At 73.0% G+C, this 25306-nt stretch carries 24 protein-coding genes; 12 read left to right on the forward strand and 12 right to left on the reverse strand.

Annotated elements, in window-relative coordinates; translation table 11 throughout:
* Window positions 1-140: 140 nt before the first annotated feature.
* Entirely contained in the window at window positions 141-1394 is a 1254-nt protein-coding gene (locus ACWD0J_RS31675) for an FUSC family protein (RefSeq protein WP_451499287.1), read from the reverse strand.
* 159 nt (window positions 1395-1553) lie between these two features.
* Window positions 1554-2048, reverse strand: a complete 495-nt coding sequence (locus ACWD0J_RS31680) for an FBP domain-containing protein (RefSeq protein WP_451499288.1) — start codon at window positions 2046-2048, stop codon at window positions 1554-1556.
* 82 nt (window positions 2049-2130) lie between these two features.
* Here ACWD0J_RS31680 and ACWD0J_RS31685 point away from each other — a divergent pair, with 82 nt between their 5' ends.
* The gene (locus tag ACWD0J_RS31685) at window positions 2131-3120 is read left to right on the forward strand and encodes a DUF3626 domain-containing protein (protein WP_451499289.1); all 990 of its coding nucleotides are present in this window, start codon (window positions 2131-2133) and stop codon (window positions 3118-3120) included.
* Here ACWD0J_RS31685 and ACWD0J_RS31690 read toward each other — a convergent pair.
* On the reverse strand, window positions 3036-3725 hold the full coding sequence (locus ACWD0J_RS31690; protein ID WP_451499290.1) for a PAS domain-containing protein: 690 nt from the start codon (window positions 3723-3725) through the stop codon (window positions 3036-3038). The two genes, ACWD0J_RS31685 and ACWD0J_RS31690, sit on opposite strands and share 85 nt — an antisense overlap.
* Window positions 3726-3875: 150 nt before the next feature.
* Here ACWD0J_RS31690 and ACWD0J_RS31695 point away from each other — a divergent pair, with 150 nt between their 5' ends.
* From ACWD0J_RS31695 to ACWD0J_RS31710, 4 genes are all read left to right on the forward strand, one after another.
* Window positions 3876-7052 carry a cytochrome P450 gene (locus ACWD0J_RS31695; protein WP_451499291.1) on the forward strand — a complete coding sequence of 1059 codons (3177 nt, stop codon included), beginning with the start codon at window positions 3876-3878 and terminating at the stop codon, window positions 7050-7052.
* Between the two features lie 35 nt (window positions 7053-7087).
* Window positions 7088-8134 carry a phosphotransferase family protein gene (locus ACWD0J_RS31700; protein ID WP_451499292.1) on the forward strand — a complete coding sequence of 349 codons (1047 nt, stop codon included), beginning with the start codon at window positions 7088-7090 and terminating at the stop codon, window positions 8132-8134.
* Window positions 8135-8225: 91 nt separating this feature from the next.
* Complete coding sequence (locus ACWD0J_RS31705) at window positions 8226-9515, forward strand: ROK family transcriptional regulator (protein ID WP_451499293.1); 1290 nt, start codon at window positions 8226-8228, stop codon at window positions 9513-9515.
* 119 nt (window positions 9516-9634) lie between these two features.
* Window positions 9635-9940 (forward strand): hypothetical protein, encoded by a 306-nt coding sequence (locus ACWD0J_RS31710; RefSeq protein WP_451499294.1) that lies wholly within the window; start codon window positions 9635-9637, stop codon window positions 9938-9940.
* 46 nt (window positions 9941-9986) lie between these two features.
* Here the strand turns inward: ACWD0J_RS31710 and ACWD0J_RS31715 are convergent, their stop codons facing one another.
* The 4 genes from ACWD0J_RS31715 to ACWD0J_RS31730 all read right to left on the reverse strand — a co-directional run bounded on the left by ACWD0J_RS31715 (window position 9987) and on the right by ACWD0J_RS31730 (window position 14719).
* Window positions 9987-11015: an SDR family oxidoreductase gene (locus tag ACWD0J_RS31715; protein ID WP_451499295.1), complete on the reverse strand. Its 1029-nt coding sequence runs from the start codon at window positions 11013-11015 to the stop codon at window positions 9987-9989.
* Between the two features lie 463 nt (window positions 11016-11478).
* A complete protein-coding gene (locus ACWD0J_RS31720) occupies window positions 11479-12660 on the reverse strand; it encodes an FUSC family protein (RefSeq protein WP_451499296.1) in 1182 nt (393 codons plus the stop codon).
* Between the two features lie 262 nt (window positions 12661-12922).
* Window positions 12923-13579: an HAD family hydrolase gene (locus ACWD0J_RS31725; protein ID WP_451499297.1), complete on the reverse strand. Its 657-nt coding sequence runs from the start codon at window positions 13577-13579 to the stop codon at window positions 12923-12925.
* A gap of 102 nt (window positions 13580-13681) precedes the next feature.
* Window positions 13682-14719 (reverse strand): PHP domain-containing protein, encoded by a 1038-nt coding sequence (locus ACWD0J_RS31730; RefSeq protein ID WP_451499298.1) that lies wholly within the window; start codon window positions 14717-14719, stop codon window positions 13682-13684.
* A 149-nt stretch (window positions 14720-14868) separates the two neighbouring features.
* Here ACWD0J_RS31730 and ACWD0J_RS31735 point away from each other — a divergent pair, with 149 nt between their 5' ends.
* Window positions 14869-15678 (forward strand): SDR family oxidoreductase, encoded by an 810-nt coding sequence (locus ACWD0J_RS31735; RefSeq protein WP_451499299.1) that lies wholly within the window; start codon window positions 14869-14871, stop codon window positions 15676-15678.
* Window positions 15679-15816: 138 nt separating this feature from the next.
* Window positions 15817-16056: a hypothetical protein gene (locus tag ACWD0J_RS31740; RefSeq protein WP_451499300.1), complete on the forward strand. Its 240-nt coding sequence runs from the start codon at window positions 15817-15819 to the stop codon at window positions 16054-16056.
* Between the two features lie 272 nt (window positions 16057-16328).
* Here the strand turns inward: ACWD0J_RS31740 and ACWD0J_RS31745 are convergent, their stop codons facing one another.
* A complete protein-coding gene (locus ACWD0J_RS31745; protein WP_451499301.1) occupies window positions 16329-16931 on the reverse strand; it encodes a VanZ family protein in 603 nt (200 codons plus the stop codon).
* Window positions 16932-17180: 249 nt separating this feature from the next.
* Window positions 17181-17843 carry a DUF4230 domain-containing protein gene (locus tag ACWD0J_RS31750; RefSeq protein WP_451499302.1) on the reverse strand — a complete coding sequence of 221 codons (663 nt, stop codon included), beginning with the start codon at window positions 17841-17843 and terminating at the stop codon, window positions 17181-17183.
* Between the two features lie 417 nt (window positions 17844-18260).
* On the opposite strand from ACWD0J_RS31750, the gene ACWD0J_RS31755 reads away from it, so the two are divergent.
* A complete protein-coding gene (locus ACWD0J_RS31755) occupies window positions 18261-19211 on the forward strand; it encodes a ribose-phosphate diphosphokinase (protein ID WP_451499303.1) in 951 nt (316 codons plus the stop codon).
* Window positions 19212-19278: 67 nt separating this feature from the next.
* Here the strand turns inward: ACWD0J_RS31755 and ACWD0J_RS31760 are convergent, their stop codons facing one another.
* Window positions 19279-19659 carry an anti-sigma factor antagonist gene (locus ACWD0J_RS31760; protein WP_451499304.1) on the reverse strand — a complete coding sequence of 127 codons (381 nt, stop codon included), beginning with the start codon at window positions 19657-19659 and terminating at the stop codon, window positions 19279-19281.
* 212 nt (window positions 19660-19871) lie between these two features.
* A complete protein-coding gene (locus ACWD0J_RS31765; protein ID WP_451499305.1) occupies window positions 19872-20309 on the reverse strand; it encodes a MarR family winged helix-turn-helix transcriptional regulator in 438 nt (145 codons plus the stop codon).
* A 103-nt stretch (window positions 20310-20412) separates the two neighbouring features.
* Between ACWD0J_RS31765 and ACWD0J_RS31770 the strand changes: the two genes are divergently transcribed.
* Together ACWD0J_RS31770 and ACWD0J_RS31775 are read left to right on the forward strand one after the other, a co-directional pair.
* Window positions 20413-21867, forward strand: a complete 1455-nt coding sequence (locus ACWD0J_RS31770; RefSeq protein WP_451499306.1) for an aldehyde dehydrogenase family protein — start codon at window positions 20413-20415, stop codon at window positions 21865-21867.
* Between the two features lie 24 nt (window positions 21868-21891).
* Entirely contained in the window at window positions 21892-22998 is a 1107-nt protein-coding gene (locus tag ACWD0J_RS31775) for an NAD(P)-dependent alcohol dehydrogenase (RefSeq protein WP_451499307.1), read from the forward strand.
* Between the two features lie 10 nt (window positions 22999-23008).
* Here the strand turns inward: ACWD0J_RS31775 and ACWD0J_RS31780 are convergent, their stop codons facing one another.
* Window positions 23009-23959 carry an NADP-dependent oxidoreductase gene (locus ACWD0J_RS31780; protein ID WP_451499308.1) on the reverse strand — a complete coding sequence of 317 codons (951 nt, stop codon included), beginning with the start codon at window positions 23957-23959 and terminating at the stop codon, window positions 23009-23011.
* Window positions 23960-24030: 71 nt separating this feature from the next.
* Between ACWD0J_RS31780 and ACWD0J_RS31785 the strand changes: the two genes are divergently transcribed.
* Together ACWD0J_RS31785 and ACWD0J_RS31790 are read left to right on the forward strand one after the other, a co-directional pair.
* Window positions 24031-24999, forward strand: coding sequence for a GlxA family transcriptional regulator (locus ACWD0J_RS31785; RefSeq protein ID WP_451499309.1), 969 nt, complete (start codon window positions 24031-24033; stop codon window positions 24997-24999).
* A 40-nt stretch (window positions 25000-25039) separates the two neighbouring features.
* On the forward strand, window positions 25040-25264 hold the full coding sequence (locus ACWD0J_RS31790; protein WP_451499310.1) for a hypothetical protein: 225 nt from the start codon (window positions 25040-25042) through the stop codon (window positions 25262-25264).
* Window positions 25265-25306 lie beyond the last annotated feature (42 nt).

Consider the following 25306-nt stretch of genomic DNA (forward strand, 5'->3'; position numbering starts at 1 on the left):
CAGCACCTGGTACGCGGCTGACTTCAGCAAATGTGTCAGCTGAGCCGTATACGGAGTATCCACGAGGAGCGCGGCGGAACCGGACGTGATGAGGGCGCAACCCGAGGGGCCCGGGTGCGCCCGGCGGATCCGCGCCGGCGTCACCCGGAACGGCGGCCGGACGCCGGGCGGTCGCGGCGCAGGGGCGCGGGCACGTGCAGGCTCTCCCGCAGCCGGGTCAGGCGCGGCATGCGCTCGCGCTGCTCGCGCGAGGTGCGGTCCAGCTCCTCCAGCAGTCGGCGCGAACGGTGCTCGGTGTCCAGTTCGTCGAGGATCCGGTTCACCTCGGTCAGGACCGCGCCCTGCAACTGCCACTGGCTCGCGTCGCGCTGGACCTCCTCCAGGAGCAGCTGGGCCAGCTTGTCGCGGGTGGCCGCGGCCTGCCGCAGTTCGGCGGTCAGCCGGGACTCGGCCGCGTCGGCGTTCTGGCTGACGTGCGTGGTGACCAGCACCGAGAAGCTGACCACGGCGTCGGCGATCTCCGACAGCAGCTGCTCCACGGCGGCACCGGTCCCCGGCGCGAACAGCGGGTCGGGATCGCGTTCCTTGGCCAGGTCGGTGAAGGTACGCGCGAGCACCCGCAGGACCACCGTGCAGATCTCCAGCGTGTCCAGCCCGGTGCGCAGTACCACCCGGTGCAGCGCGCCCTCGCGGACCCGGGGGTTGAGCCGCAGACTGTCCTCGGCCTGCCGCAGGGCCGCGTCCACCCCGACGATGTCGTGGTCGAGCCGCCGCGCCTCGTGCAGGCGCTCGGTCGCGTGCTCGACGGGCGTGCGGCCCGCGGCCTCCTCGCCCATGCGCAGCATCAGCTGCCGGACCCGGCGGGCCAGTCCCTCGATCGACTCACCGGCCTCGCCCACCCACACCGGGGGAGCGACCAGCAGATTGCAGCCCAGTCCGACGACCGCGCCGATCAGCGTCTCCAGCACCCGGGCCCACGCCGTGTCCCCGACGGTCGTGACGCCGAGCACCAGCATCGCGCTGATCGCCACCTCGGGCACGAACTCGTCGACCCGCACCAGGCGCCCGACCGCCAGCGCGGCCACGATCAGCAGCCCGAGGCTCCACCAGGTCAGCCCCACCAGCAGGCTGAAGGCGATGGCGACCAGCACCCCGGCGACCACGGAGTTCACCCGGCGGATACCGGTGGTGAGGGTGGAATAGAGGGTGACCTGGACGACCAGCAGCGCCGTCAGCGGGGCGGTGAGCGGCGCGGCCTCCGGACTGAGGCGCAGCGCGACGACATACGCGACCGTCGCCGCGCCGGCCGACCGTAGTGCCTGTACGACCACCGGGTCCCGGTGCCGCCGCACGAACCGCACCAGGGACGCCGTCCACTCACGTACCTCTCGCATCCTTGGACTGTCCCCTTCCACAGATGTACCGAAAGTGCCTATTGAGGACCGTAACTGTCCGCAAGGAAGCGTAGTTTGTTATTCCGGTACGTCAGTGTGCCGCAGAACGACGACACGGCCCCGGTCCCGCGCCGCAGGGCACGACGCCGCGGACACGGGTCAGGCCTCCAGCCTGTCGAGGAAGGCGGCCAGGTTGGCCGTCATGCGGGCGATCTGCTCCTCCAGGGTGAGGCTCTCCTCGAAGCGGGCGCCGGAGTCGGGGACCTTCCTGCCGCGGAGGTAGAGGGAACACGCGAGGTCGGTGCACATGTACAAGCCGACCGAGTTGCCCTCGCGGCCCGCCGGACCCGCCTTGCGGGCCGTCATCAGCGAGACACCCCCGCCCCGGTGGGTGGTCAGGCAGAGCGAACACATACTGCGGTGCAGGAACCCGCGCTGCGCGGAGGGAAACCGCAGGGTCACGCCGACGAGCCGGCCGTCCCGTTCGGTGACCAGACAGCTGCGATCGGGTGCGCCCGGATCTCGCCAGCCGAGGAAGTCCAGGTGCTCCCAAGGCACTTCACCGAGATCCCGGGGCACGGCCAGGCGTTTGGCCTCCCCCTTCGAGCAGTTGACGAACGAGGTGCGGATGTCCTGCTCGGTGAGTGATCTCATGGGGGAACCTCCTGGGAATCGCGCAAAACCTAGGGTGCCTAGGTTTATGGCTAGGGTAAGCAGGCGTCACGGGGAGAGGCCAATGGATTTCGGGAACCTCGGATCGGCGCAGGCACGGGCCGCGCTGCTGCATGTGGCGGCCCTCTCCCAGGGGGAGCCTGTCGCTCGCGACCTGCGTATCACGCTGAACTTCCACCCGGACCGGCTGGTGCGCGGACGGCCCCTCCTCCGGGCGCTGGCCCAGGACGGCGTCTACCACTCGCAGTTCGTCACCGGTACCGGCAACGGCGGTCTCACCGCACACCCCGGCGGCGACCGGTGGCGCTGGGAGAGCCGGATCTTCGGCGGCGCCTACGACGACGCGGCAGCCACCGACCGGCCCGTGTACGGCGCGCTCGACTTCCGGCGCCAGGTGGTCGGCGCGGCACCGCGCTTCGGTTCCTCGCATCTCCGGCTGACCGGTGCCGCGCTCGCCCTGGCCACGTTCTGCTACCCGGACAGCGCGGCCGAGCCGGGTGCCTTCGGCGTCGCGGCCCGAATGTCCCTGATCGCACTGGCCGAGGCGGACGAACAGGACGCGCTCAACGACTACATCGAGGCCCAGGTGCACGCCGGTGTCCTCCTCGCCCGGGACGTGGAGGCGCTCGTCCTCGACGCGAGCTACCGTGGCACCCCCGTCGAGACGGCGGCCGGGCTGCTGCCCTGCCCGGTCGAATGGCACCCCGGCTACCGGCTCACCGTGCCAGACCTGCACCGCCACGCCGACTACCGCGGAGCGGAGTACGCCGACCTGGGCGCCCGCATCGCCGAGGACGGCCGCATCGACCCGCGCATCATCGGAGACGCCGCCCGCACGGGGCGGTACGCACTCCAGGACCTGAAGATGGTGTGGCACACCCTCGCCCGTTTCGGCGCGCCGCACGGCGCGGGTACGGCGGTCACCTCCGGAGGCGGGCCCGGTCCCTCCTCCCGTCCGGGTGAGGGGTGCTACTCCGGTGGCGCCGTGGCTTCCGGGGTCGGTGCGGTGGGGGCCGGCGGCCAGACCCCCGGGGCCAGTACGCCCAGCGCGTAGGCGCGGGCGACCAGTTCCGTACGGGTGGCCGCGCCCCAGCGTGCCGACAGGCGCCGCAGGTGGTAGCTGACGCCGTCCGCCGTGAGGCCGGTCTCGCGGGCGGCCCGGGCCGTGGTCGCCCCGCCAGCGAGGAGGGCCAGGACGCGGGCCTCCGTCGCCGTCACCCGCGCCGGTTCCCCGGCGCGGTGGGCGCGCTCGCCCAGGACGCGGAGCATCACCAGCAGCGCGGGCGTCTCCTGCACGGTGTCGCTCACCGGGTCCGCCGTCAGCTCCCCGTGCCGCTCGGCGCCGCCGGGCCCCCGCCAGCGCACCGACACCTGGTACCGCGACCGGTGCCGCAGCCGCAGCGCCTGCGCGATCCGGTCCACCTGGGTGGACCGCTGCGGCCGGAACAGCTCCAGCACCTCCCGGCCGCGCAGCCGCCCCGGGGTCGTACCGCACTCGGCCGCCATCGCGGGGTTGGCCAGCAGGACGGCGCCGTACACGTCGCACACCGCGACCGGCATCGCGACCCGGTCGAAGAGCGTCAGGGCGCGATTGCGCCACACCACCGCCTCCCGCTGATCCGCCTCCCGCCGATCCGCCTCGCGCCGATCCGCCTCCACCCGCACCTCCTGCCACGGTGTGCCGTCGGACGCAAGACCGACGCGCCTGCGTGTACTACACAATCATGTAGCCGGGTGGCGCGGACCGGCGGGGCCGGTGGATCAACCTGGATCCAGGACTTCCGTACCGCGAAAGGCAGTTGCCGCGCCATGCCCCCCACCGCGCAGACCGCAGCGTCCCTCCCCGGCGTCCCCCTGGTCGACGTCTCCGCCACCGGCCCCGGCCGCACGCCCCTCCAGCAGGTGATGGCGCTGATGCGGGAGCACGGTCCCGTGCTGACGCGGCGGCTGCACGGGCGGGACGTCACCTTCGTCGCCGACCTCGGCCTGGTCACCGAACTCGCCGACGAGAGCCGGTTCGCGAAGGCCGTCGGCCCCGCGCTGGAGAACGTCCGGGAGTTCGCTGCCGACGGACTGTTCACCGCGTACAACGACGAGCCCAACTGGGCCAAGGCCCACGACATCCTGATGCCCGCCTTCGCGCTGGGCTCGATGCGCACCTACCACCCGGTGATGCTGCGCGTCGCCCGGCGCCTGATCGGGTCCTGGGACCGGGCAGCCCGTGCCGGACAGCCGGTGAACATCCCCGACGACATGACCCGCATGACGCTCGACACCATCGGGCTCGCCGGTTTCGGCTACGACTTCGGCTCCTTCGACCGGGACGAGCCGCATCCCTTCGTCGAGTCGATGGTGCGCTGCCTGGAGTGGGCCATGACCCGCCTCGGCCGCGCTCCCGGCGGCGACCACACGGCAGCCGACGAGGCCTTCGGCAAGGACGCCGCCCATCTGGCGCAGGTCGTCGACGACGTGATCAGCGCCCGCGTGGCCTCGGGCGAGGCCGGCGCCGACGATCTCCTCGGTCTCATGCTCACCGCCCCGCACCCCGCCGACGGCACCACCCTCGACACCACCAACATCCGCAACCAGGTGATCACCTTCCTGATCGCCGGGCACGAGACCACCTCCGGTGCGCTGTCCTTCGCGATGTACTACCTGACCAAGCACCCGGCCGTGCTGCACCTGGTCCAGCGCGAGGCGGACGCGCTGTGGGGCGGCACCGCCGACCCGGAGCCGACGTTCGACGAGGTCGGACGGCTCACCTTCACCCGGCAGGTCCTCAACGAGGCCCTGCGGCTGTGGCCCACGGCCGCCGCCTTCAGCCGGCAGGCCCGCGAGGACACCCTGCTCGGCGGCCGTGTCCCGGTGCGCGCCGGACAGGTCCTCACCGTCGTCTCCCCGATGCTGCACCGGCAGCCGGTCTGGGGCGACAACCCCGAACTGTTCGACCCCTCCCGCTTCACACCCGAGGCAGAGGCCGCCCGCTCGCCGCACGCCTTCAAGCCCTTTGGCACCGGCGAACGCGCCTGCATCGGGCGGCAGTTCGCGCTGCACGAGGCGACGATGCTGCTGGCGCTGCTGGTCCACCGCTACCGTCTGCACGACCACGCCGACTACCGGCTCACCGTCAAGGAAGCCCTCACCCTCAAGCCGGACGGGTTCACCCTCACCCTGTCCCCGCGCACCACCGCCGACCGCGCCCACGCCCCCCTCCCGGGCACCCCGGAGGCGTCCCCGGGCGTGAGGACCGCCGGCACCGCGCTGCCCGCCCGCGTACGCCCCGGCACCCGTGCCCTCTTCCTGCACGGCAGCACCTACGGCACCTGCCGTGACATCGCCGGCCGGCTCGCCGACGAGGCGGCGGCCGTGGGCTGCGAGACGGAGGTGGGGCCCCTGGACGCCTACGCCGGGGGCCTGCCCACGGACCGTCCCGTCGTGATCACCGCCGCCTCCTACAACGGCCGGCCCACCGATGACGCCCGGGAGTTCGTCGCCCGGCTGGACGAGGCCACCGAGGCGACCGGCGTCACGTACGCCGTCCTCGGGGTCGGCGACCGCAACTGGGCCGCCACCTACCAGCACGTCCCGGCCCGGATCGACGAACGCCTCGCCGGCCTCGGCGGCACCCGCCTCCTGGACCGCGCCAGCGGGGACGCCTCCGGCGACCTCACCGGCACCGTCCACGCCTTCACCGCCGCACTGCGCACCGCGCTCCTTCGGGCGTACGGCGACCCGGACGCGGCCCCCGCCCCCGCCCCCGAGCCGGAGCCGGCAGCCGCGTACGAGGTCCGGACCCTGACCGGCGGTCCGCGGGACGCCCTGGCCGAACGGCACGGCCTGGTCCCCATGACCGTCACCGAGTCCTACGACCTCACCGCCCCCGGCCACCCCCGCCGCAAGCGGTTCGTACGGCTCGCCCTGCCCGCCGGCACCGCCTACCGCACCGGCGACCACGTCGCCGTGCTCCCGGTCAACGGCAAGGCGCTCGTCGAGCGGGCCGCCGCCGCACTCGGAGTCGATCCGGACACCGTCCTGGACATCCGCCCCACCCGTCCGCGCCGCGCCGGACTCGCCGTCGACCGCCCCCTGACGGTAGGCCAACTCCTGGCGTACCACGTCGAGTTGCAGCAGCGTCCGACCGCCGGCCAGCTGTCCGCGCTGGCCGCCGCCAACCCGTGCCCGCCGGAACGCGCCCGGCTGGCCGTCCTCGGGGAAGACGACCCGCGCACCCTCGTGGAGATCTTCGAGGACTTCCCGGCCCTGCGCGGCGCGCTCGACTGGCCGGCGCTGCTCGGCCTGCTCCCGCCCCTGCGCCCGCGTCTGTACTCGGTGTCCTCGTCCCCGGCGGCCGACCCGGACCACATCGACCTGATGGTCTCCCTGCTGGAGGCGCCCGCACGCTCCGGCAACGGCACCCACCGGGGCGTCGGCTCCGGCCACCTCGCCGACGTCCAGCCCGGGGACACCGTGGCGGCCCGCGTCCAGCCCTGCCGGGACGCCTTCCGCGTCGACCACTCCCGGCCGGTCGTCATGATCGCGGCCGGCACCGGCCTGGCCCCCTTCCGCGGGGCCGTCGCCGACCGGGTCGCGGCCCTGGCCCGGGGCGAGCGACTTTCGCCCGCGCTCTGTTACGTCGGCTGCGACGCCCCCGACGCCGACTTCCTGCACGCCGGCGAACTGCGCGCCGCCGAGACAGCCGGAGCCGTCCGGCTCCGCCCCGCCTTCAGCGCCGCCCCCGAGGGAGAGGTGGCCTTCGTGCAGCACCGCGTCGCCGCCGAGGCCGACGAGGTGTGGGAGCTGCTGGCCGCGGGGGCCCGGGTGTACGTCTGCGGCGACGGTTCCCGGATGGCGCCGGGCGTGCGGGACGCGTTCCGTACCCTGTACCGGGAGCGCACACCGGACGCCGACGAGTCGGCCGCCGAGCGGTGGCTCGACGCACTGGTGGAGACCGGGCGTTACGTCGAGGACGTGTACGCGGCCGGCTGACCGGAGGGACGGGTGGGGCGCGGGTGACGGACTCCGTGGAATCGCAGGCATCCCTGAGCGCGGCGGAACCCGGAGGCGCGGCGACGGCGCCGGACTCCTGGGCGCGGGCCCGGCGGGTGCTGGAGGGTGCCCGGCTCAACCCCGACCGGCTCGCCCGCCTGCGCCCGCTGAGCGGTGGCACGTACAACACCGTCGAGGAACTCCTCCTCACCGACGGCAGCCGGTACGTGCTGAAGGTCGCGCCCGCGCCCACCGCCCCGGCCCTGCGGTACGAGAGCCGGTTGCTGACCTCCGAAGCGGAGTTCTACCGGGCGGCCGCCGGCGCGGGCGTCCCGGCGCCGCGGGCCGTCGCCGTCGGCGCGGACCACGCCGTACCGCACCTGCTGATGACGGCGTGTCCGGGCCGGCCCTGGGACGGTTCGCTCACCGACACCGAACGCGCCGCTCTGCGGGCCGAGTTGGGCCGCCAGGTCGCCCGTCTGCACGAGGTGACCGGGCCCGGCTTCGGCTATCCGTCCGGCGCCCTCGGCCCGCTCGCCACCGACTGGCGCACCGCCTTCAGCGCCATCACCGAGGCCATCCTCACCGACGCCCGCCACTACCGGACCCGGCTGCCCCGCCCCGTTGACGCGGTGGCCCAAACGCTCCGGTCCGCGCACCCCGCCCTGGACGAGGTCACCGTCCCCCGTCTGGTCCACTTCGACCTGTGGCCCGGGAACATCCTGGTCGACCGCCCGGCGGGGGAGAAGCCCCGGATCGGCGGACTCATCGACGGCGAGCGGATGTTCTGGGGCGACCCGCTGGCCGACTTCGTCTCCCTGGCGCTGCTGGGGGACATCAGGAAGGACGAGGCGTTCCTCGCGGGCTACCGGGAGGCGGGCGGCCGGGCGGAGTTCGACGTCCCGGCCCGCCTCCGCCTCGCCCTGTACCGCGCCTACCTCTACCTGATCATGCTCACGGAGACGACTCCCCGGGCGGTGGACGCCGGCCGCGAACGACGGGTCCAGGAGACGGTCGCCCCGGAACTCGTCGCGGCCCTGGAGGAGATCGAGGAGCTGGCGCCCGATCTCCGGCCTTCTTAGTTCAGGACATGAATTAAGGAAGCGAAGAAAGGCGGGTACGGTGGTCCCGCACAGGCGTGGTCCAGGTCGGGCAGGGTTCGGAAGGAGCCACATGGCGGGGCGGAACGGGCGCACGGTACGCGACCTCAGGCGGGGCAACCGCACGGCCGTGCTGCAGAAGCTCTACTTCGACGGCCCCCTCAGCCGCTTCGAGCTCGGCCCGGCGACCGGACTCAGCTCCGGCTCGGTGAGCAACGTGGTCACCGACCTGGTCGCCGACGGACTGGTCGAGGAGGCCGGGAGCGTGGACTCCGACGGCGGGCGCCCGCGCACCCTGCTGCGGGTGGCGCCGGGCAGTGGCCACATGATCGGCGTCGACGTGGGGGAGACCCGCGTGCGGATCGAGCTGTTCGACCTGACCCTCACCGAACTCGCCCGCGCGGAACGCCCGTTGGCGCAGCAGGGGTACGAGGTCGAGGGCATCGTCGGACACATCCGCGACGGCGTCGCCGAGGTGCTGGCCCACGCCGGTGTCGCTCCGGAGCGCCTCCTCGGCGTCGGCATCGGCGTTCCCGGCATCGTCGAACGCACCCCGGAGCGCGGAGCCGTCGTCCACGGGCAGACCATCGGCTGGGACGCCGTCCCGCTCGAAGCCCTGCTGCGCGCCGACCCGCAACTCCCCGACAGCACGCGGTACTTCATCGACAACGGCGCGCGGACCCTCGGCCAGGCCGAGATGTGGTTCGGCGGCGGACGCGGCGCCCGCAACGCGGTCGTCGTCCTCTTCGGCTCCGGAGTCGGCGCCTGCCTGGTGACCCCCGAGGTGGAGCACGGGCGGGCGGTCGAGTGGGGGCACCTGACGGTACGGGTGCGCGGACGCCGGTGCCGGTGCGGTGCCCTCGGCTGCCTGGAGGCGTACGCGGGTGCCGAGTCGCTGCTGCAACGCTGGCGCGAGGAGGGCGGACGGCCGCCGGAGGACACCGACGAGGAGACCGCGCTGACCGCGATGCTGGCCGCCGCCTACCCGCCCGAGGGCGACGAGGCCGACCCCGTCGCGCTGGCCGTGCTGGAGGAGACCGCCGAGTATCTCGGGGCCGGCCTGTCCGACCTGATCAACCTGTTCCAGCCCGAGCGCATCCTCATCGGCGGCTGGGCCGGGCTCCAGCTGGGCGCGCGGTTCCTGCCCGCCGTACGGCGGCACGCCATGTCGTACGCCCTGCGCCACCCGGCCGAGAAGGTGAGCGTCGACCTCGGGCGGCTGGGGCCCGACGCCGTCACCGTCGGGGCCGCGATCCTGCCGCTCGCTGACTTCTTCGCGCGGGGCGGACGGCGCCCCGAACCGGCGCCCGAGGGACCGGCGCCCGCGTGGCGCACGGCGCTGGCCGAGCGGGCGCCGCACTGACGTTTCGCTGATCAGGGCGGAGGTACTCGCGTGGCGCCTCGAACCCAGTGATTCGAACCCAGTGATTCGAACCCGCAGATTCGAACGCAGTGACTCGAACCCCATGAAGGGAGCACGCCGTGGACGACCACCGCGACGAAGGACCCGGTGAGAACGGTTCGCCCGTCCCGCGCGACATGCCCGACCAGCAGGCCCATGACGGCGAGGACCCCTGGGAGGTCGGCACGGGCGGTGCGCAGGGCGACACCGTCGACACCACGGAAGCCGCGCGTGCCGACCAGGCCCCGGAGTCCGACGAGTCCGCCGCGGACGTGCCCGACACGGACGAGTCGGACACGGACGAGTCGGACACGGGCACGCAGGGCGCCCCGCGCCCGGACATCGAGCAGTCCGAGCACCCGGTGCCGGACGAACCCTCCGCCTGAGCGCGGACCGCCGACGCTGGAGCGCGGACCGCCGCCGGGGCCGCGGTCAGCCGACCTTGCGGCCCCGCAGCGGTACCGTCTCCCCGCCCGCGCCCTGCTGCATGCCGTGCAGGAACTCCTCCAGCACCTCCGTCGCCGTGTGCTCAGGGATCCAGCCCAGCTCCGTGCGGGCGCGGGAGCAGTCCATCAGGGGAAGCCTCAGCACCGCGTCGAAGAGATGCGGGGAGGCCGGCAGCAGGTGCAGGCCCCACGCGGCGGCGATCGCCGAGCGGGCCGCCGTGCGCGGCAGCCGGACCGGACGGGCGCCCAGCATCTCGCCCAGCAGCTCCACGTCGACCGTGGGCTCGCCCGCCAGGTTGAAGGGGCCGTCGACGTTGGTGCGCAGGGCGAGCTGGTACGCCTTGGCGGCGTCGTCGGTGTGCAGCGCCTGGACGCGCAGGCCCGGGATGTCGGGCAGGAACGGCAGCAGGTCGGGCCGCGCCAGCGGTCCCGGCAGGAAGCGGCCGCCGAAGATGCGCCGCTGCTCGCTCGCCGACTCCCGCTTGAAGAGGAAGGCGGGCCGCATCCGCACCACCCGGACGGCGGGATGGTCGCGTTCGAACGTGTCCAGGGCACGTTCCAGGTAGGCCTTCTCCCGGCAGTACGCGGCGTCCGGCCAGCCGTGCGTCGGCCAGTTCTCGTCCACCGCGCGGTCCTTGGGCCCCGGCGAGTACGCGCCCACGGACGACGCGTGCACCAGCGCCGGCACGCCCGCCGTGGCCACCGCGTCGAACACCCGCATCGAACCGAGCACGTTCGTCCGCCAGGTCGTCGCCGGGTCGTGCGTCGGCTGGAACGCCCACGCCAGATGGACCACCGCGTCGGCGCCCTCGAACTCCTTGACCAGGTCGGTCCGGTCGGACGCCAGGTCGACGGCCGACCACTGCGTCTTCGGGAGCTCCCAGTCGGGCAGCCGACGGGCCAGGCCCCGGACGGACTCGACCCTCGGGTCCTCGGAGAGCAGGCGCATCACGCTGGTGCCGACATTGCCGGTGGCTCCCGTGACCACGATCCTGTTGCCCGTTGTGCTGCTCACTTCCGGCTCCTCTCGGCCGCGGGTCCGACGGAGCAGCCGAGTACCCGGCCGTCGGCGATGCACGCGGGCCCGGGCCCGGCTTCGGCCGGGGATGATCTCGTCATGACTGAGATCGTCCTGATGTCCGACGCGCGGGTCGCCGCCGTCCCGGTCGAGGAGTGCGGGGAGGCACTCGTCGACCTCGACCTCGCCGCCGTCGACGCCGGCCGGCGCCGCACGCGCGGCGGCCCTGGGCAGGGGAAAGCCCCGACCGGACGGGGGAATCACGGTCGGGGCGGTCCGGTGGTGGGCGCGGACGGCGGTCGCCTCTCGGCGAGACGCTCCACAGGGCTTCAGCCGGACGATCGTCCCTGTGGGCAGAAGGTGAGGCCCGGGGACACTGTCCCGTCCGCACCCACAGTCTGTTCAACGGACAACCATCCGTGGGTGTTCCTCGGTCTGTGGCCTTTTGGGGTGATCCGGGTCACTGCTGCCGGGCGCTCGGCACGGTCTCGGTCCAGAGGTTCTCGGCCTGCAACAACAGCGTTCCCAGTACGGCGGCCTGGGCGGCTCCGTGCGTGGCGTGCTTCCGGAGTTCCTCCTGCAACTGCTCGTGCAGCTCCCGCATCGCGTCCTCGCCCCCGCCGTCCAAACGCGCGTCCTCGCGGGGATCCCGCAGCCGGCGGCTCTCCGCATGGCAGGCATCCGCGATGAGCTCCAGGAGAAGGGCGTACGAGCGCAGTGCATGGGCCTCGGGCGGGGCGGGCGTGCGTTCGGCGTCGGCCGCGACCGTCAGGGTCCGGGTCAGCGCCCCGACATGGCCGGTGACCCGGCTCCAGCGTTCGTCCTCCTCCTCGGGCGGCACGTACTGCGGCGCCCGGTTGAGGGCGCGCAGCGGACCGGCGGTCAGCCGCAGACTCTCCCGGCTCCAGCCGCGGGCCGACCGCAGCGCCTCCAGCCGCCGCTCCAGCCGGGCCGCGCCGCTCGACCAGCGGGCGGCGGACTGCGCGTCCCACTCGGCCTCGCGCAGGTCACCGGCGACGGTGTCCAGCACGTCGCCCGCCTCCCGGGCGAGTGCCGCGAGGTTCTCCCGTACGTCCCGCAGGTGGATCGGGGGGAAGACGAAGGCGTTGACGGCGACCCCGATCACCGCGCCCAGCGCAGCCTGCCCCACGCGGTGTCCGACCGCCGACGCCGAGACGGCGCCCGAGGCGATCGTGAAGACGGCGGTCGTCGCCGCGTAGATGCCCTGGTCGCCGAAGCGGTGCCAGTTGGCGAGCAGCATCAGCACGGGGACCGACAGGGCCAGCGCGCCCAGCGTGTCACCGGTGAGCGCCTGGGCCGCCGACGCCAGCAGGGTTCCGGTGCACATGGCCGTCCACTGCTGGGCGGCCTGCCGCAGCGAGCTGTAGACGGTGGCCTGCACCAGCACCATCGCCACCCAGGGCGCCATCAGGGCCATCGGGTCGCTCAGCCAGTAGCTGGCCACGAACCAGGCGATCAGTGCCGCCGCGGCGGCCTTCAGCGACTGCACGACCAGGTCGCGCTCCCGGCCGGGTTCGCACCAGGCGGCCCGGCCGGCCCGCGCGACCGCACGCGCCTCCCGGCGCAGCGCATCGGCCGGACGGCCACCACGGGGTCGTACCGCATCTGTCACACGCGTCATGCGGGGTGGGTATCCGAACCAGTCGGTCCCTCACGTCACGATGACGGCGCCCGGCCGGTCGGTCGGGCGGTCGGTCGGGCGGTCCGTCAGGCTCCCGCTCTGTCGGGCCGGCCGCCGGTCGGTCCGGCTTGTCGCCTCGCGTGTCCCGTGTCCGTCGTTCTCCGCCGCGTATGACGCGTATGACGCAGCCGCCGCAGCCGCCAAGGCCGTCGGCGCGCTCGGCCTCGCCGCGGGATCCGCCGCCGGACGCGCCGGCCTGCCCTCAGGCCAGGGGGCTGTCCGCCAAGGAGGCCAGGAGGTCGGCGGGGTCGTCGTAGATCCGGGTCGCTCCGGCCTGCTCCAGGTCAACGCGGGGGATGCCGCCGCACAGGACGCCCACGCAGCGCACCCCGGCCCGGCTGCCCGCGCGCATGTCCCAGACGGTGTCGCCGATGAGGACCGCCCGTTCGGCGGGGACACCGGCCAGGTCCAGGGCGTGCTCGACGGGCTCGGGGGCCGGCTTGCCCTCGTCGACGTCGTCGGCGCTCGCCGTGTCCTTGATCGCGTCGTCCGCGTCGATGGCCCGGCGCAGCGCGGACAGTTCGGCGCCGCCCGCGGAGGTGGCGAGCACCACCGTCCAGCCCTCGCGGTCCAGGCGCCGCAGCAGCCGCCCGGCGTCCCGGAACGCCGGCAGCCGGTCGAAGTACTGCCCGTACAGGGCCTTGTGGGCGGCGCTCAGTTCCTCGTCCCGGTCCTTGTCCCGGTCGTCGCCGAGCAGATGGGCGACGAGGTCGGTGGAGCTGAGCCCGATCGCCCGGTGGACGGCGTGCATGGGCACCTCGTGCCCGGCCTGCCGGAAGGCCTCCCACCAGGTCGCCACATGAAGGTGGTTGGTGTCGACGAGGGTCCCGTCGACGTCGAACACCGCGGCCCGTCCCATACGCACGTCCTTCCGTCCCGCATCGCTTGAGCGCATCGCTTGAGCGCATCGTCTGAGCACATGGCCTGAGCACATGGCCTGAGCACCGCGCCGAGTACCACGTCAGGCGCTCGCCACTCGGTCCGGAGTCCGGCCCTCGCGGGTCCAGGCCAGCAACTCCTCCAGCGACCACGTCGTGACCACGCGCTCGGCGGGCACCCCGCACTCCTCCGCCCGCGCACATCCGTGGATCTGCCAGTCCAGCTGACCGGGCGCGTGCGCGTCGGTGTCCACGGAGAACAGCACGCCCGCCGCCACCGCCTTGCGCAGCAGCCGCCGCGGCGGATCGAGCCGCTCGGGCCGGCTGTTGATCTCCACGGCCGTGCCGGACGCGGCGCACGCGGCGAACACCTCGTCCGCGTCGAACTCCGACTCGGGCCGCCCCCGCCCCGTCACCAGCCGCCCGGTGCAGTGCCCGAGCACGTCCGCGTGCGGATCGCGGACGGCCGCCACCATGCGCCGCGTCATCGACCGGGCGTCCATCCGCAGCTTGGAGTGCACGGACACCACCACGACGTCCAGCCGCTCCAGCAGCTCCGGCTCCTGGTCGAGCGACCCGTCGTCGAGGATGTCGCACTCGATGCCGGTCAGCAGCCGGAACGGCGCCCACGTCTCGTTCAGCTCCGCCACCACCTCCAGCTGGCGGCGCAGCCGCTCGGGTGACAGACCCCGCGCCACGGTCAGCCGGGGCGAGTGGTCGGTCAGCACCGCCCACTCGTGGCCGAGGTCCGCAGCCGCCCGGCCCATCTCGTCGATCGGGCTGCCGCCGTCCGACCAGTCCGAGTGCAGGTGGCAGTCCCCGCGCAGCAGGGCCCGCAGCCGCTCCCCGCCGGGGGCCAAGGGAGCGTCGGCCTCGCCCGCCAGCTTCTCCAGGTAGCCGGGCACCCGGCCCTCCAGCGCCTCGCTCACCACCTGTGCGGTCTTCGGCCCGACCCCCTTGAGGGCCTCCAGCGTCCCGGCGTCCGCCCGTTCGCGCACTTCCCGCTCCGGCAGCGCGGTCAGTACCCGGGCCGCCGTACGGAAGGCGCGTACGCGGTACGTGGGCGCACCGGACCGCTCCAGCAGAAAGGCGATCCGGTCCAGAGCCTTCACGGGATCCATGCCATCTCCACCTCCACCTCCACCCTCGCCTGGGCCTCCAGAGTTCCCCAGCTCACGGGGGGCCGCACGGCGGGCAGCCGGTTTGTCCGGTACGCGGCCGGGTACTGCGATGCCTCATCACCTCGCCCGCGTCCACGAGGAGGCCTGCCATGTCCGTTCCCACCGCACCGCGCAGCAAGGTGGCCGTCGTCACCGGCGCCGATTCCGGCATCGGCAGGGCCACCGCCGTCCGGCTGGCCCGGGCGGGGATGGACGTCGGCATCACCTGGCACAGTGACCCGAAGGGCGCCGAGGAGACCGCCGAGGAGGTCCGCGCCCACGGGCAGCGGGCCGCCGTGGCCCAGATGGACCTCACCCGCCTGCCCGCCGCCGCCGACACCGTCGACGAACTGTGCGACCGGCTCGGCCGCCTCGACGTCCTGGTCAACAACGCGGGTACGGGCACCATGACGCCGTTCCTCGACCTGGAACTCGACGATGTCCGCGAGGTTCTGGAGGTCGACCTGATCGGCCCCTTCCTGTGCGGGCAGCGCGCGGCCCGGCACATGATCCGGCAGGGCGACGGGGGCCGGATCGTCAACGTGACCTCCGTCCACGAACACCAGCCGAGGGTCGGCGCGGCGCCGTACTGCGCGGCCAAGGGCGGCCTCGGCCTGCTCACCCAGGTCATGGCGCTGGAACTCGCCGAACACGGCATCACCGTCAACGCGGTGGCCCCCGGCGAGATCGCCACCCCGATGACCGGCCAGGAGGACACCGACCCGCACACCGAGAGCCGCCCCGGCATCCCCCTCGGACGGCCCGGTGACGCCCGCGAGGTCGCGGCCGTGATCGCCTTCCTGGCCGGCCCCGACGCCACGTACGTCACCGGCGCGTCCTGGAGTGTGGACGGCGGCATGCTCCGGATGGGCCCGCAGGCCGGTTCGCACCTGGACAGCGACGAGTGGCGGCGCCCCTAGCCAGTGGCGGCGCCCCTGGCCAGAGGGCCCGTCCGACGAGTCCCGCCTGCCTTCCGGGCGACGACGGGGCGTCGGACAGGCCCCAGGCCAGGCCACCACAGGAAGTCGCCTTCGCGGGTCGCGCTCTACGCTCTATGTATGACCGAAAGCACGAGCCCCCACATCGCCCACCCGCGGATCATGGTGCTCGGGGTACAGCCGGGCACTCCGCCCTTCCGGATCGTGGAGATCGACGGCCAGATGGTCGGCGAGGCGAGGATGATCACCGACGTTCTGGAGGCCGCCGCCGCGTTCGGCATCACGGTCCACGACCTGGACGACCCGGACGTGGTCCGCTGGGTGGGCGGAGACAAGTTCACCTGGTACCGGCGGCACTGAACGGGCCCGCTCTCCCGGACCGGGTCCGCTCTCCCGGGCGAGCGCGGATCGACTCCGAGGCGCGGAACGACCACGGGGCCGCACTCGCCGTCGACGAATGCGGCCCGGTGACGGCCGGGTCCGGCAGGCCACGGTGTCCCCTATATCGCGATATCGCGCCGTCGCCGGTACGACGGTGGTGTCTCGTCCGTCACCGGTACGACGCTCCGGCCGAGTGAGGCGCCGCCCGGCCGCGGCTGACGCCCGCCTGGCCCGCCCCACCGCCGTCTGCCTCAGCTGTGCACCGCCCGGCTGAGCCGCCGCCCCAGCAGGAGGTAGCCCACCAGGGCCCCGGTCGTGTTGAGGATGACGTCGTCGACGTCGAAGGCCCGGCCGGTGACCAGGGCGCCCTGGGCGAACTCCACCATCAGCATGACGATCGCCGTCAGCAGGAGTACCCGCAGGATGCCGCGCGTACGGGGCGCCAGAACCGGCACCAGGACACCGAACGGGATGCCCAGCAGCAGGTTCCCGCCGACCTGCCTGGCGGCGTCCCGCAGCTCGGGCTGGTCCAGATAGGCCCGCAGCGAGTCCCCCGGGCGCATGTTGGTGTGGGTCAGCGACTCCGAGGCGGGGGAGGGCTCCAGCGTCAGCCGGGCCAGCACGACGGCGAACGCCACCATGAACGCGAAGGCGCACAGCATCGCCAGCAGCCGGAGCGGCCAGGGCAGGGGGCGGCGTTCGCGGGCCGGTCGCGACGCCCGCGCCGGCCCGCCCTGCCCGGCGGCCCTGCCTGACTTCGTGGTCTTCTCGGTCCGCTCCGCCCCGACGGGCTTGCCGGACCTGGCGGTACGCAGGCGGAAACCGGCACGTGGACGTGCAACTGTACGAGCCATGCGCTTCTCCAGTCGTCAACTTCCCCGCGTCGAAGGGCAGTTACCCGCAAACCGGTCGTCAATTCGTCAATGCCGTCGCCCCGCCCCAGTCGTCCCGAGCGAGCGCCGCCCTGGTCCCGTCGAGGCACTGCGGGTAGTTCCGGGCCGGGTACTCGGGCGGAGGCCCGCGCGCCACCGCCCCCTCCGTGAGGGCTCTTGGCGGCCGTGGCGGGCCTTTGCCCGGGACTTCGAGGCGTGCGCGGCACCCGGTCAGCCGCCGTAGCTGACCTTCACCTCCTTGAAGCCGAGGGAACCCAGCAGACCCTTGAGCATGGTCGCGGTGTTCGTCTCGGCCCGCTTGGTCAGCTCGCTCTCCTTCGCCGCGTCGCCGATGTGCCGTACCGCCAGCTTCTGCACGGCCTGTTCGCTGTTGGGGTTGTCCGAGAAGACATCGCCCAGCCGGTCGAGGAGACCGCGCTGCTTGGAGACGGCGTAGGAGCGGTCCGCGTTCAGGGCCGGTGTCCCGAGCCTGGCGTGCGGCAGCCGCAGGACGGCGGACGTACGGTCCTTGTTGACCGTCACGTCGTCCTCGCCGACCTTGCCGAGGTCGACGTAGGCGTCGACGGTGCCCGCCCCGACGTACAGGGTGCGGGAGCCGCGGATCGCGTCGGGCAGGTACTTGGTGTCCTTCTCCAGGTCCACCACGACCTGGAAATTGCCGGAGGCGGCGTCGTAACGGCTGATGTCCTGGATGGACGTGAGCAGTGCCGGCCCGGAGCGGTCATGGGTCTCCGTGCCGAACAGGTCCTTGAGTCCCGGCAGCACGCTCAGCCGGATTCCGGCGAAGAACACGACGAGCACCAGTACGACAGCGCTCACCGCCTTCGCCCAGCCGGGCATACGCCTGGACACGCGCCTGATGGGAGTCGTCATGGCGACGGCCCTCCTTCCTACTGCTCGCTTTCCCCCCAAAGGCCCCGCCAGACCGGATCGTTGACCGATTGCACCGCTGACGGAGGCAAGGGGGCGCACTGACGTGAGGAATTCCCCGTCACCAGCGCGGACAGTACCTTGCGGTGCCGTTGTGTCCGGCCCGAGCCGCCGACGAGCCGGTCGATCGGGCGGTGGCCGGACAGCGGCCGCTCGGTCGGACCGGCCCCGTCGGCGTCGACGCGGGCCGGGATGACGGGGCCGGGATTCCGATGTCCAGCGTGCGCGTGCGGGGGACCCTGACGTGAGGGGCCACGGACGCGGCCGGCATGACCCGCTCCCGTGGACGGTCCGCGACCGGCTTCCGCCGGGCCCGTAGCATGAGCCCGCCAGCCGGAATGATCATGCGAGGAGCAGGTCGTGCGAGATATCGCCGTGTTCAGCGGGAGTGCCCACCCTGAGCTGGCCCAGGAGGTCTGCGCGCATCTCGGGGTGCCGCTCAGCCCCACCCGGGTCAGCCGCTTCGCCAACGACTGCCTGGAGGTGCAGCTCCAGTCGAACTGCCGGGAGCGGGACGTCTTCCTGATCCAGCCGCTGGTCAGGCCGGTGCAGGAGCACCTGGTGGAGCTGCTGCTGATGTGCGACGCGGCGCGCGGCGCCTCCGCGGGACGGATCAGCGTCGTCATGCCGCACTACTCCTACGCCCGCTCCGACAAGAAGGACGAACCCCGCATCTCGCTGGGCGGACGTCTGGTCGCGGACCTGATGGTGGCGGCGGGCGCCAGCCGGGTGCTGGCGATGACCCTGCACTCACCGCAGGTGCACGGCTTCTTCTCGGTCCCGGTCGACCACCTGCACGCGCTGCGCGAGCTGGCCGCGCACTTCCGGCGGTACGACCTGTCCCGGACCACGGTCGTCTCGCCCGACCTCGGCAACGCCAAGGAGGCCGCCGCGTTCGCCCGGATGCTCGGCGCCCAGGTGGCCGCCGGCGCCAAGCAGCGGTTCGCGGACGACCGGGTCAGCATCAACTCCGTCATCGGCGAGGTCGCCGGACGCGACGTCATCGTGCTGGACGACGAGATCGCCAAGGGCAGTACGGTCCTGGAACTCCTCGACCGGCTGCGGGAGATGGGGCCCCGGTCGATCCGGGTCGCCTGCACGCACGGTCTCTTCGCCGACGGGGCGCTGAAGCGGATCGGTGAGCAGCCCGACGTCCTGGAGATCGTGTGCACCAACACCGTGCCGGTTCCCGCGGAGGAGCGCACCGACAAGCTGTGCATCCTCACCGTCGCCCCGGCGCTCGCCGAGGCGGTACGCCGTATCCACAACGGTGAGTCGGTCAGCGCCCTGTTCGACGCGCGAACCGAGTAGCGGGCCGGTCGGACGCGCTCATCGAGCAGTGGCCCGCCGCTCGGCAGGGATCATCGAGCAGGCACCGTCACACCGGGCCGGACGCCGACTCGGGCTGTTCCAGCGCCGCGTCCAGCGTGGGCATCGGGGGCAGCAGCCGGGCCAGCCCGGTGACCCGCAGCACGCGCAGGGTGAGCGGATGCGTGCACACCAGGAGCAGTCGTCCGCCGTGGTCCAGCATCCGGCTGCGGGCCCGGTAGAGCAGGCGCAGCCCGGAGCAGTCGAAGAACTCCACCTCGCTGAGGTCGATCACCAGGCGGGCGTCGGGCCGCCCCGTCACCCGGTCCAGGTGCGGGACGATCTCCACGGCCGCGGCGATGTCGATCTCCCCGTGGAACTCCAGGACCGTGTGGCCCCGCTCCTGGCGGACGCGCAGATGCCGGCTGACCGGCGCAGGTTCCTGCTGCACGACGACCTCGTCTCCAACCGGCTTCCTCAGGGGCAGGGACCGCAGGTCACCGGGGGCCGGGGTGACGACGTGCTGCGAGCGTAGACGTCTCACCCGGTCCCGCGTGGGAGCAAATGCGTTCCCCGCCCTGCAAGTTACCCCCGATGGAATGAATTTGAGCATGTTCGATTGACATATGTCTTCGAATTGCGCGCAGCGTCTTGTGACGTGTCCTACGACAGGGCGTGCCAGGCCTGGGTGAGTGCCTGGCGGAACTGCCGGGTCTGGTGCGGTGTGAGGTCCCGCACCATCCGCTCCTCCAGTTCCCGTACCGGCTCCTTGTGGTGTGCGAGCAGCTCGCGGCCCGTGTCGGTCAGCAGGATCAGCAGCTCGCGGCGGTTGCGGGGGTTGCGCTCCCGGCGCACCAGCCCGCGGTTCTCCAGTGACCGTACGAGGTCCGCGATCGACTGGGCGGTGACGAAGGAGTCACGGGCCAGCTGCGCGGCCGACAGTCCGTCGTGCCGCTCCAGGACGGTGAGCGCGGTGTACTGCAACGCCGTGATCCCGGACGGTCTGACCAGCTCGTCCAGGTGGGATCGCACGACGAGCTCCACCTGTTTCACCATGTAGAGGAGGGACGGGGCTGCCTTGGCCGCCTGACTGTCGAGCATGGGTCCACACTAGAGCATTGACAGGAAACCTGTCTGTAAAGAGACTGCGAACCAACAGGAATCCTGTTTGTTGAAATCTTGGCGATGAGGCTGAGGAGTGGCGATGACCACCTTCGAGATCGAACCCGGACGGCTGTTCATCGGGGGACAGTGGCGCGAGGCCGCCGACGGAGCGCGCACCGAGGTGGTCGACCCGTCCCGGGGCGCGGTCGTCACCACCGTCGCGGAGGCGGGCGCCGCCGACGTGGACGCCGCCGTGCGGGCCGCCCGGGAGGCCTTCGACGGGGGAGCTTGGTCCGGCCTGAGCGGACGCGAACGGGGCCGGGTGCTGCACCGCGTCGCCGAGCTGATCCGGGAGAACGCCGACGAGATCGCCCGCCTGGAGAGCCTCGACGTGGGCAAGCCGATCACCCTCTGCCACGCGGTGGACGTGGCGAACGCGGCCGACGACTACGAGCACTTCGCCGCCCTCGCCCACTCCCTGCACGGCGCGCACCGCGACACCCCCATGAACGCCCTGGCCTACACGAGGCGTGAGCCGCTCGGTGTGGTCGCCGCGATCACGCCCTTCAACTTCCCGCTGATCCTGGCCGGCTCCAAGATCGCGCCCGCGCTGGCGGCCGGCAACACGGTCGTGCACAAGCCGGCCGACGAGACCCCGCTCAGCGCCCTCTGCATGGCCCGCCTGTTCCAGAAGGCGGGCGTCCCGGACGGCGTGGTCAACGTGGTGACCGGCGCGGGTCCGGTGGCCGGCGAGGCGCTGCTGCGGCACAGCGGCGTCGACAAGATCGCCTTCACCGGCTCCACCGCCGTCGGCCGGCACGCCGCGAGTGTGGCCGGCGAGGCCCTCAAGCCCGTCACCATGGAGCTCGGCGGCAACGCGGCCCACGTGGTCTTCGAGGACGCCGACCTGGAGAAGGCGGTCGGCGCGGTCATCAAGGGCTTCGTCTTCAACACCGGACAGTTCTGCATGGGCGGCCCCCGGCTGCTGGTGGCGCGCTCGGTGTACAGCACCCTGCTCGGCATCCTGGCCGACGCCGTCCCCGGCGTACCGGTCGGCGACCCGCGCGACGCCGGGACGGTCGTCGGGCCGATGGCGGGGGAGAAGCACCTGAGGAAGGTCGAGGAGTACGTCGCCCTGGCCCGCGAGGAGGGCGGCCGTGTCGTCTGCGGCGGTGAGCGGCTCGACCTGGACGGCGGCTACTACTACCGGCCCACCGTGATCGCCGACCTGCCCAACGACTCCCGGGTCGTCCAGGAGGAGATCTTCGGCCCGGTCCTCACCGTGCAGCCCTTCGACTCCGAGGACGAGGCCGTCGCCCTCGCCAACTCCACGCCGTACGGCCTGGCTTCGGGCGTCCAGACCACCAACCTGGCCCGCGCCCACCGCGTCGCCGGCCGGCTCCAGGCGGGCATCGTCTGGGTCAACGACTGGGCGATGCTCGACCCCGCGGTGCCGTTCGGCGGGGTCAAGGACTCCGGCTTCGGCCGCGAGTACGGGCCCGAGGCGCTCGGCGCCTACACCAGGGTCAAGTCCGTCGTCGTCTCGCTCGACTGAGCGCGCAGTCCAAGGAGTTCCGCGATGTCCCTCACCACCCGCGCCGCCGTCGTCGAGTCCGGCGGCGCGCCCTTCACCCTCAGCGACGTCCAGCTCGACGAGCCCGGCCCGCACGAGGCGGTCGTCCGCATGGTCGCCGCCGGCCTGTGCCACACGGACCTCGGCGTGGCGAGCGGCGGACTGCCGTTCCCCCTTCCCGGAGTCCTCGGGCACGAGGGGGCGGGCGTCGTCGAGGCCGTCGGGTCCGCCGTCACCGGCGTCGCCCCCGGCGACCACGTCGTGCTGTCCTTCACCTCGTGCGGCGCGTGCCGCAACTGCCGCGGCGGGCACCCCGCGTACTGCGCGACGTGGCTGCCGCTGAACCTCATCGGCGGCCGGCGGGCCGACGGCAGCAGCACCCTCACCCGCGACGGCGAGCCGCTCGGCGGCCACTTCTTCGGCCAGTCCTCGTTCGCCGAGCGGGCATTGGTGGACGAGCGCAGCCTCGTCAAGGTCGACCCCGACGTACCTCTGGAGTCGATCGCCCCGCTGGGCTGCGGCGTGCAGACGGGGGTCGGTGCCGTCTGGAACGTGCTGAAGCCGGTCACCGGCAGCACGGTCGTCGTCCTGGGCGCCGGAGCCGTCGGCCTGTCGGCGGTCATGGCGGCCGCCCTCACCCCGGCCACCACGATCGTCGCCGTCGACCGGGTCGGCGAACGCCTGTCGCTGGCAACGGAGTTGGGTGCCACCCACACCGTCAACGCGGGCGAGCGGGACCTCGGCGAGGCCCTCGCGGAGATCACCGGCGGCCAGGGCGCGGACGGCGTCGTGGAGACCACGGGCAGTGTCGCCGTCCTGCGCCAGGGCGTCGACGCGCTCGCCGCCCGCGGCACCCTGGTCATCGTCGGCGCGCCGCCGTTCGGCAGCGAGGTCGCCCTGGACGTCAACGGGATGCTCGGCGGCAAGCGGGTCGTCGGCCTCACCCTCGGCGACGCCGAGACGCAGACGTTCATCCCCGCCCTGGTCCGGCTGGTGAAGGCGGGGCGGCTCCCGCTGCACCGCCTGATCAGCACCTATCCGTTCGCGGACATCGACCAGGCGGTGCGGGACATGAGCGCGGGCAAGGCGATCAAACCCGTGCTCACCTTCTGAGAACAGCCGCTCAGTCCACCGTGAGGACCAGCTTGCCGGTGGTCCGGCCGGTGTCGCCCAGCGCGTGCGCCTCGGCGGCATCGGCCAGCGGGAAGGTACCCGCGATCGTCGGCCGCAGCCTGCCCTGCTCGACGAGGTCCGCGATCGCCCGCATGCCGGCCCGGTCGGCGTCCACCAGCATCCGAAGGGCCCGCACGCCGAGCCGCTCGGCCTCCTGGCGCAGCTCGTCCGAGCCGACCGGCAGGATCGAGACGACGATCCCGCCCGGCCGCAGCACCCGCAGCGAACGCACCGAGGTCTCGCCGCCGAGCGTGTCGAGCACCACGTCGACGTCCTTGACCGCCTCGGCGAAGTCCGTCTCCCGGTAGTCGATCGCCTCGTCCACGCCGATCTCGCGCAGGAAGCCGTGCTTGCCCGCACTCGCGGTGCCGATCACATACGCGCCCCGCGCCTTGGCGATCTGCACGGCGACGTGCCCGACCCCGCCGGCCGCCGCGTGGATCAGCACCCGCTGTCCGGGCTGGAGGTCCGCGTTCTCGACCAGGGCCTGCCACGCGGTCAGGGACACCAGGGGCAGCGCGCCCGCCTGCGTGTGGTCGATCACGGACGGCTTGTGGGTGAGGGCGCGGACCGGGGCGATGACGTACTCGGCGTGGGATCCGTGGCCGAACGGGTACGGCAGCATGCCGAAGACCTCGTCACCCGGCACGAACGTGGCGACGCCGATGCCGACGGCCTCGACCACACCGGAGACGTCCCAGCCGAGCACGAAGGGCGGTTCGCCGAGGAAGCCGCCGCTCTCCCGGTGCTTCCAGTCGGTGGGGTTGATCCCGGCGGCCCGGACCCGGACCAGCACCTCGTTGGGGCGCGGCCCGGGGCGCTCCACCCGGACCTCCCTGAGGACCTCGGGACCGCCGAGGACGTCCTGACTGATGACTCGCATCGTGTTCACAGTGCTCATGGTGGAACAGCCTGCCGGGAACCGCCCGCCCGGGAAATGGCATGATGGCCAACATCCGATAGGATCGTGCCATGCATGATGTGGAGCGGGCCGAGCGGGTGGAGCGGGTCGTGGTGCTGGCCCTGGACGGTGTGTACCCCTTCGAGCTGGGCATTCCCAGCCGGATCCTCGGCGCGGCCGACGGGCGGTACGAGGTGCTGACCTGCACGGTCGACGGCCGGCCCGTACGCACCAACGCCGACTTCACGGTCACCGTCGAGCACGGCCCCGAGATCCTGGCCACCGCCGACACCGTGGTGATCGCCTCCATGGCGACTTCGCACATCCCCGCAGAGCTGCCCTCCGACCTCGCGGCCGCCCTGGCGCGCATCCGCCCCGACGCCCGGATCGTCTCGATCTGCACGGCCGCCTTCGTCCTCGCCGCCGCGGGCCTGCTCGACGGCCGCCGGGCCACCACGCACTGGCAGGTGGCCGACGCGTTCCGGCGGCGGTACCCGGACGTCGACCTGGACCCGGACGTCCTGTTCGTCGACGACGGCCGGATCCTCACCTCGGCCGGAGCCGCCTCCGGAGTCGACGTCTGTCTGCACCTGGTCCGCAAGGACCACGGCAGCGAACTCGCCAACACAGTCGCCCGCCGCTGTGTGGTCCCGCCGTTCCGGGACGGCGGCCAGGCCCAGTACATCGAGCAGCCGGTCCCCGGGCAGGGCGCCGCGAGCACCGCCGCGACCCGGGCCTGGGCCGTGGAACGCCTGCACGAACCGCTGACCCTCGGTGACCTCGCCGCCCACGCCCGGATGAGCCTGCGCACCTTCGCCCGCCGCTTCCACGGCGAGGTGGGCCTCAGCCCCGGCCGCTGGCTGATCCAGCAGCGGGTCGCCAGGGCCCGGCACCTGCTGGAGTCCAGTGACCTGTCGGTGGACCAGATCGCCGGCCGGGTCGGCTTCGCCACGGGAGCCTCCCTGCGCCAGCACCTGCACGCCGCGATCGGGGTGTCACCGCAGGCGTACCGCCGGACGTTCCAGGCGGCGGTCCGCTGAACGTCCGGTACCGGCACCGTCGGCGGCCCCCCGCGCGCCCATGGAGCAGCCGGACCTCCCGGACTCCGGTCACCGCGCGGAGCGCGAGGAGGCGGACGGCGCGCTGTACGCCTTCGACCTTGACCTTGACGCTGACCGTGACGGCAGCGGCCGGACCAAGGTGGCCGTCGCCAAGGACCGTGCGGACGCGCGGGGTTGGGGTCCGCAGACAAGCGCCGCCTCCCGCCACCTGCCCGAACCTCCGGCGCGCTTCACCGACGCCTAAGGCACGGGAACTGGACCACACCGAGGGCAACCAGGTGCCGGT

It is taken from the genome of Streptomyces sp. NPDC003011, assembly GCF_053591515.1.

Excerpts from the sequence above, each read along its gene's own strand:
- ACWD0J_RS31735 (WP_451499299.1), top strand. The coding sequence starts at position 14,869 with ATGTCCGTTCCCACCGCACCGCGCAGCAAGGTGGCCGTCGTCACCGGC.
- ACWD0J_RS31770 (WP_451499306.1), top strand. The coding sequence starts at position 20,413 with ATGACCACCTTCGAGATCGAACCCGGACGGCTGTTCATCGGGGGACAG.
- ACWD0J_RS31765 (WP_451499305.1), bottom strand. The coding sequence starts at position 20,309 with ATGCTCGACAGTCAGGCGGCCAAGGCAGCCCCGTCCCTCCTCTACATG.
- ACWD0J_RS31790 (WP_451499310.1), top strand. The coding sequence starts at position 25,040 with ATGGAGCAGCCGGACCTCCCGGACTCCGGTCACCGCGCGGAGCGCGAG.
- ACWD0J_RS31680 (WP_451499288.1), bottom strand. The coding sequence starts at position 2,048 with ATGAGATCACTCACCGAGCAGGACATCCGCACCTCGTTCGTCAACTGC.
- ACWD0J_RS31705 (WP_451499293.1), top strand. The coding sequence starts at position 8,226 with ATGGCGGGGCGGAACGGGCGCACGGTACGCGACCTCAGGCGGGGCAAC.
- ACWD0J_RS31780 (WP_451499308.1), bottom strand. The coding sequence starts at position 23,959 with ATGAGCACTGTGAACACGATGCGAGTCATCAGTCAGGACGTCCTCGGC.
- ACWD0J_RS31695 (WP_451499291.1), top strand. The coding sequence starts at position 3,876 with ATGCCCCCCACCGCGCAGACCGCAGCGTCCCTCCCCGGCGTCCCCCTG.
- ACWD0J_RS31730 (WP_451499298.1), bottom strand. The coding sequence starts at position 14,719 with ATGGATCCCGTGAAGGCTCTGGACCGGATCGCCTTTCTGCTGGAGCGG.
- ACWD0J_RS31750 (WP_451499302.1), bottom strand. The coding sequence starts at position 17,843 with ATGACGACTCCCATCAGGCGCGTGTCCAGGCGTATGCCCGGCTGGGCG.
- ACWD0J_RS31685 (WP_451499289.1), top strand. The coding sequence starts at position 2,131 with ATGGATTTCGGGAACCTCGGATCGGCGCAGGCACGGGCCGCGCTGCTG.
- ACWD0J_RS31785 (WP_451499309.1), top strand. The coding sequence starts at position 24,031 with ATGCATGATGTGGAGCGGGCCGAGCGGGTGGAGCGGGTCGTGGTGCTG.
- ACWD0J_RS31675 (WP_451499287.1), bottom strand. The coding sequence starts at position 1,394 with ATGCGAGAGGTACGTGAGTGGACGGCGTCCCTGGTGCGGTTCGTGCGG.
- ACWD0J_RS31740 (WP_451499300.1), top strand. The coding sequence starts at position 15,817 with ATGACCGAAAGCACGAGCCCCCACATCGCCCACCCGCGGATCATGGTG.
- ACWD0J_RS31775 (WP_451499307.1), top strand. The coding sequence starts at position 21,892 with ATGTCCCTCACCACCCGCGCCGCCGTCGTCGAGTCCGGCGGCGCGCCC.
- ACWD0J_RS31745 (WP_451499301.1), bottom strand. The coding sequence starts at position 16,931 with ATGGCTCGTACAGTTGCACGTCCACGTGCCGGTTTCCGCCTGCGTACC.
- ACWD0J_RS31725 (WP_451499297.1), bottom strand. The coding sequence starts at position 13,579 with ATGGGACGGGCCGCGGTGTTCGACGTCGACGGGACCCTCGTCGACACC.
- ACWD0J_RS31720 (WP_451499296.1), bottom strand. The coding sequence starts at position 12,660 with ATGACGCGTGTGACAGATGCGGTACGACCCCGTGGTGGCCGTCCGGCC.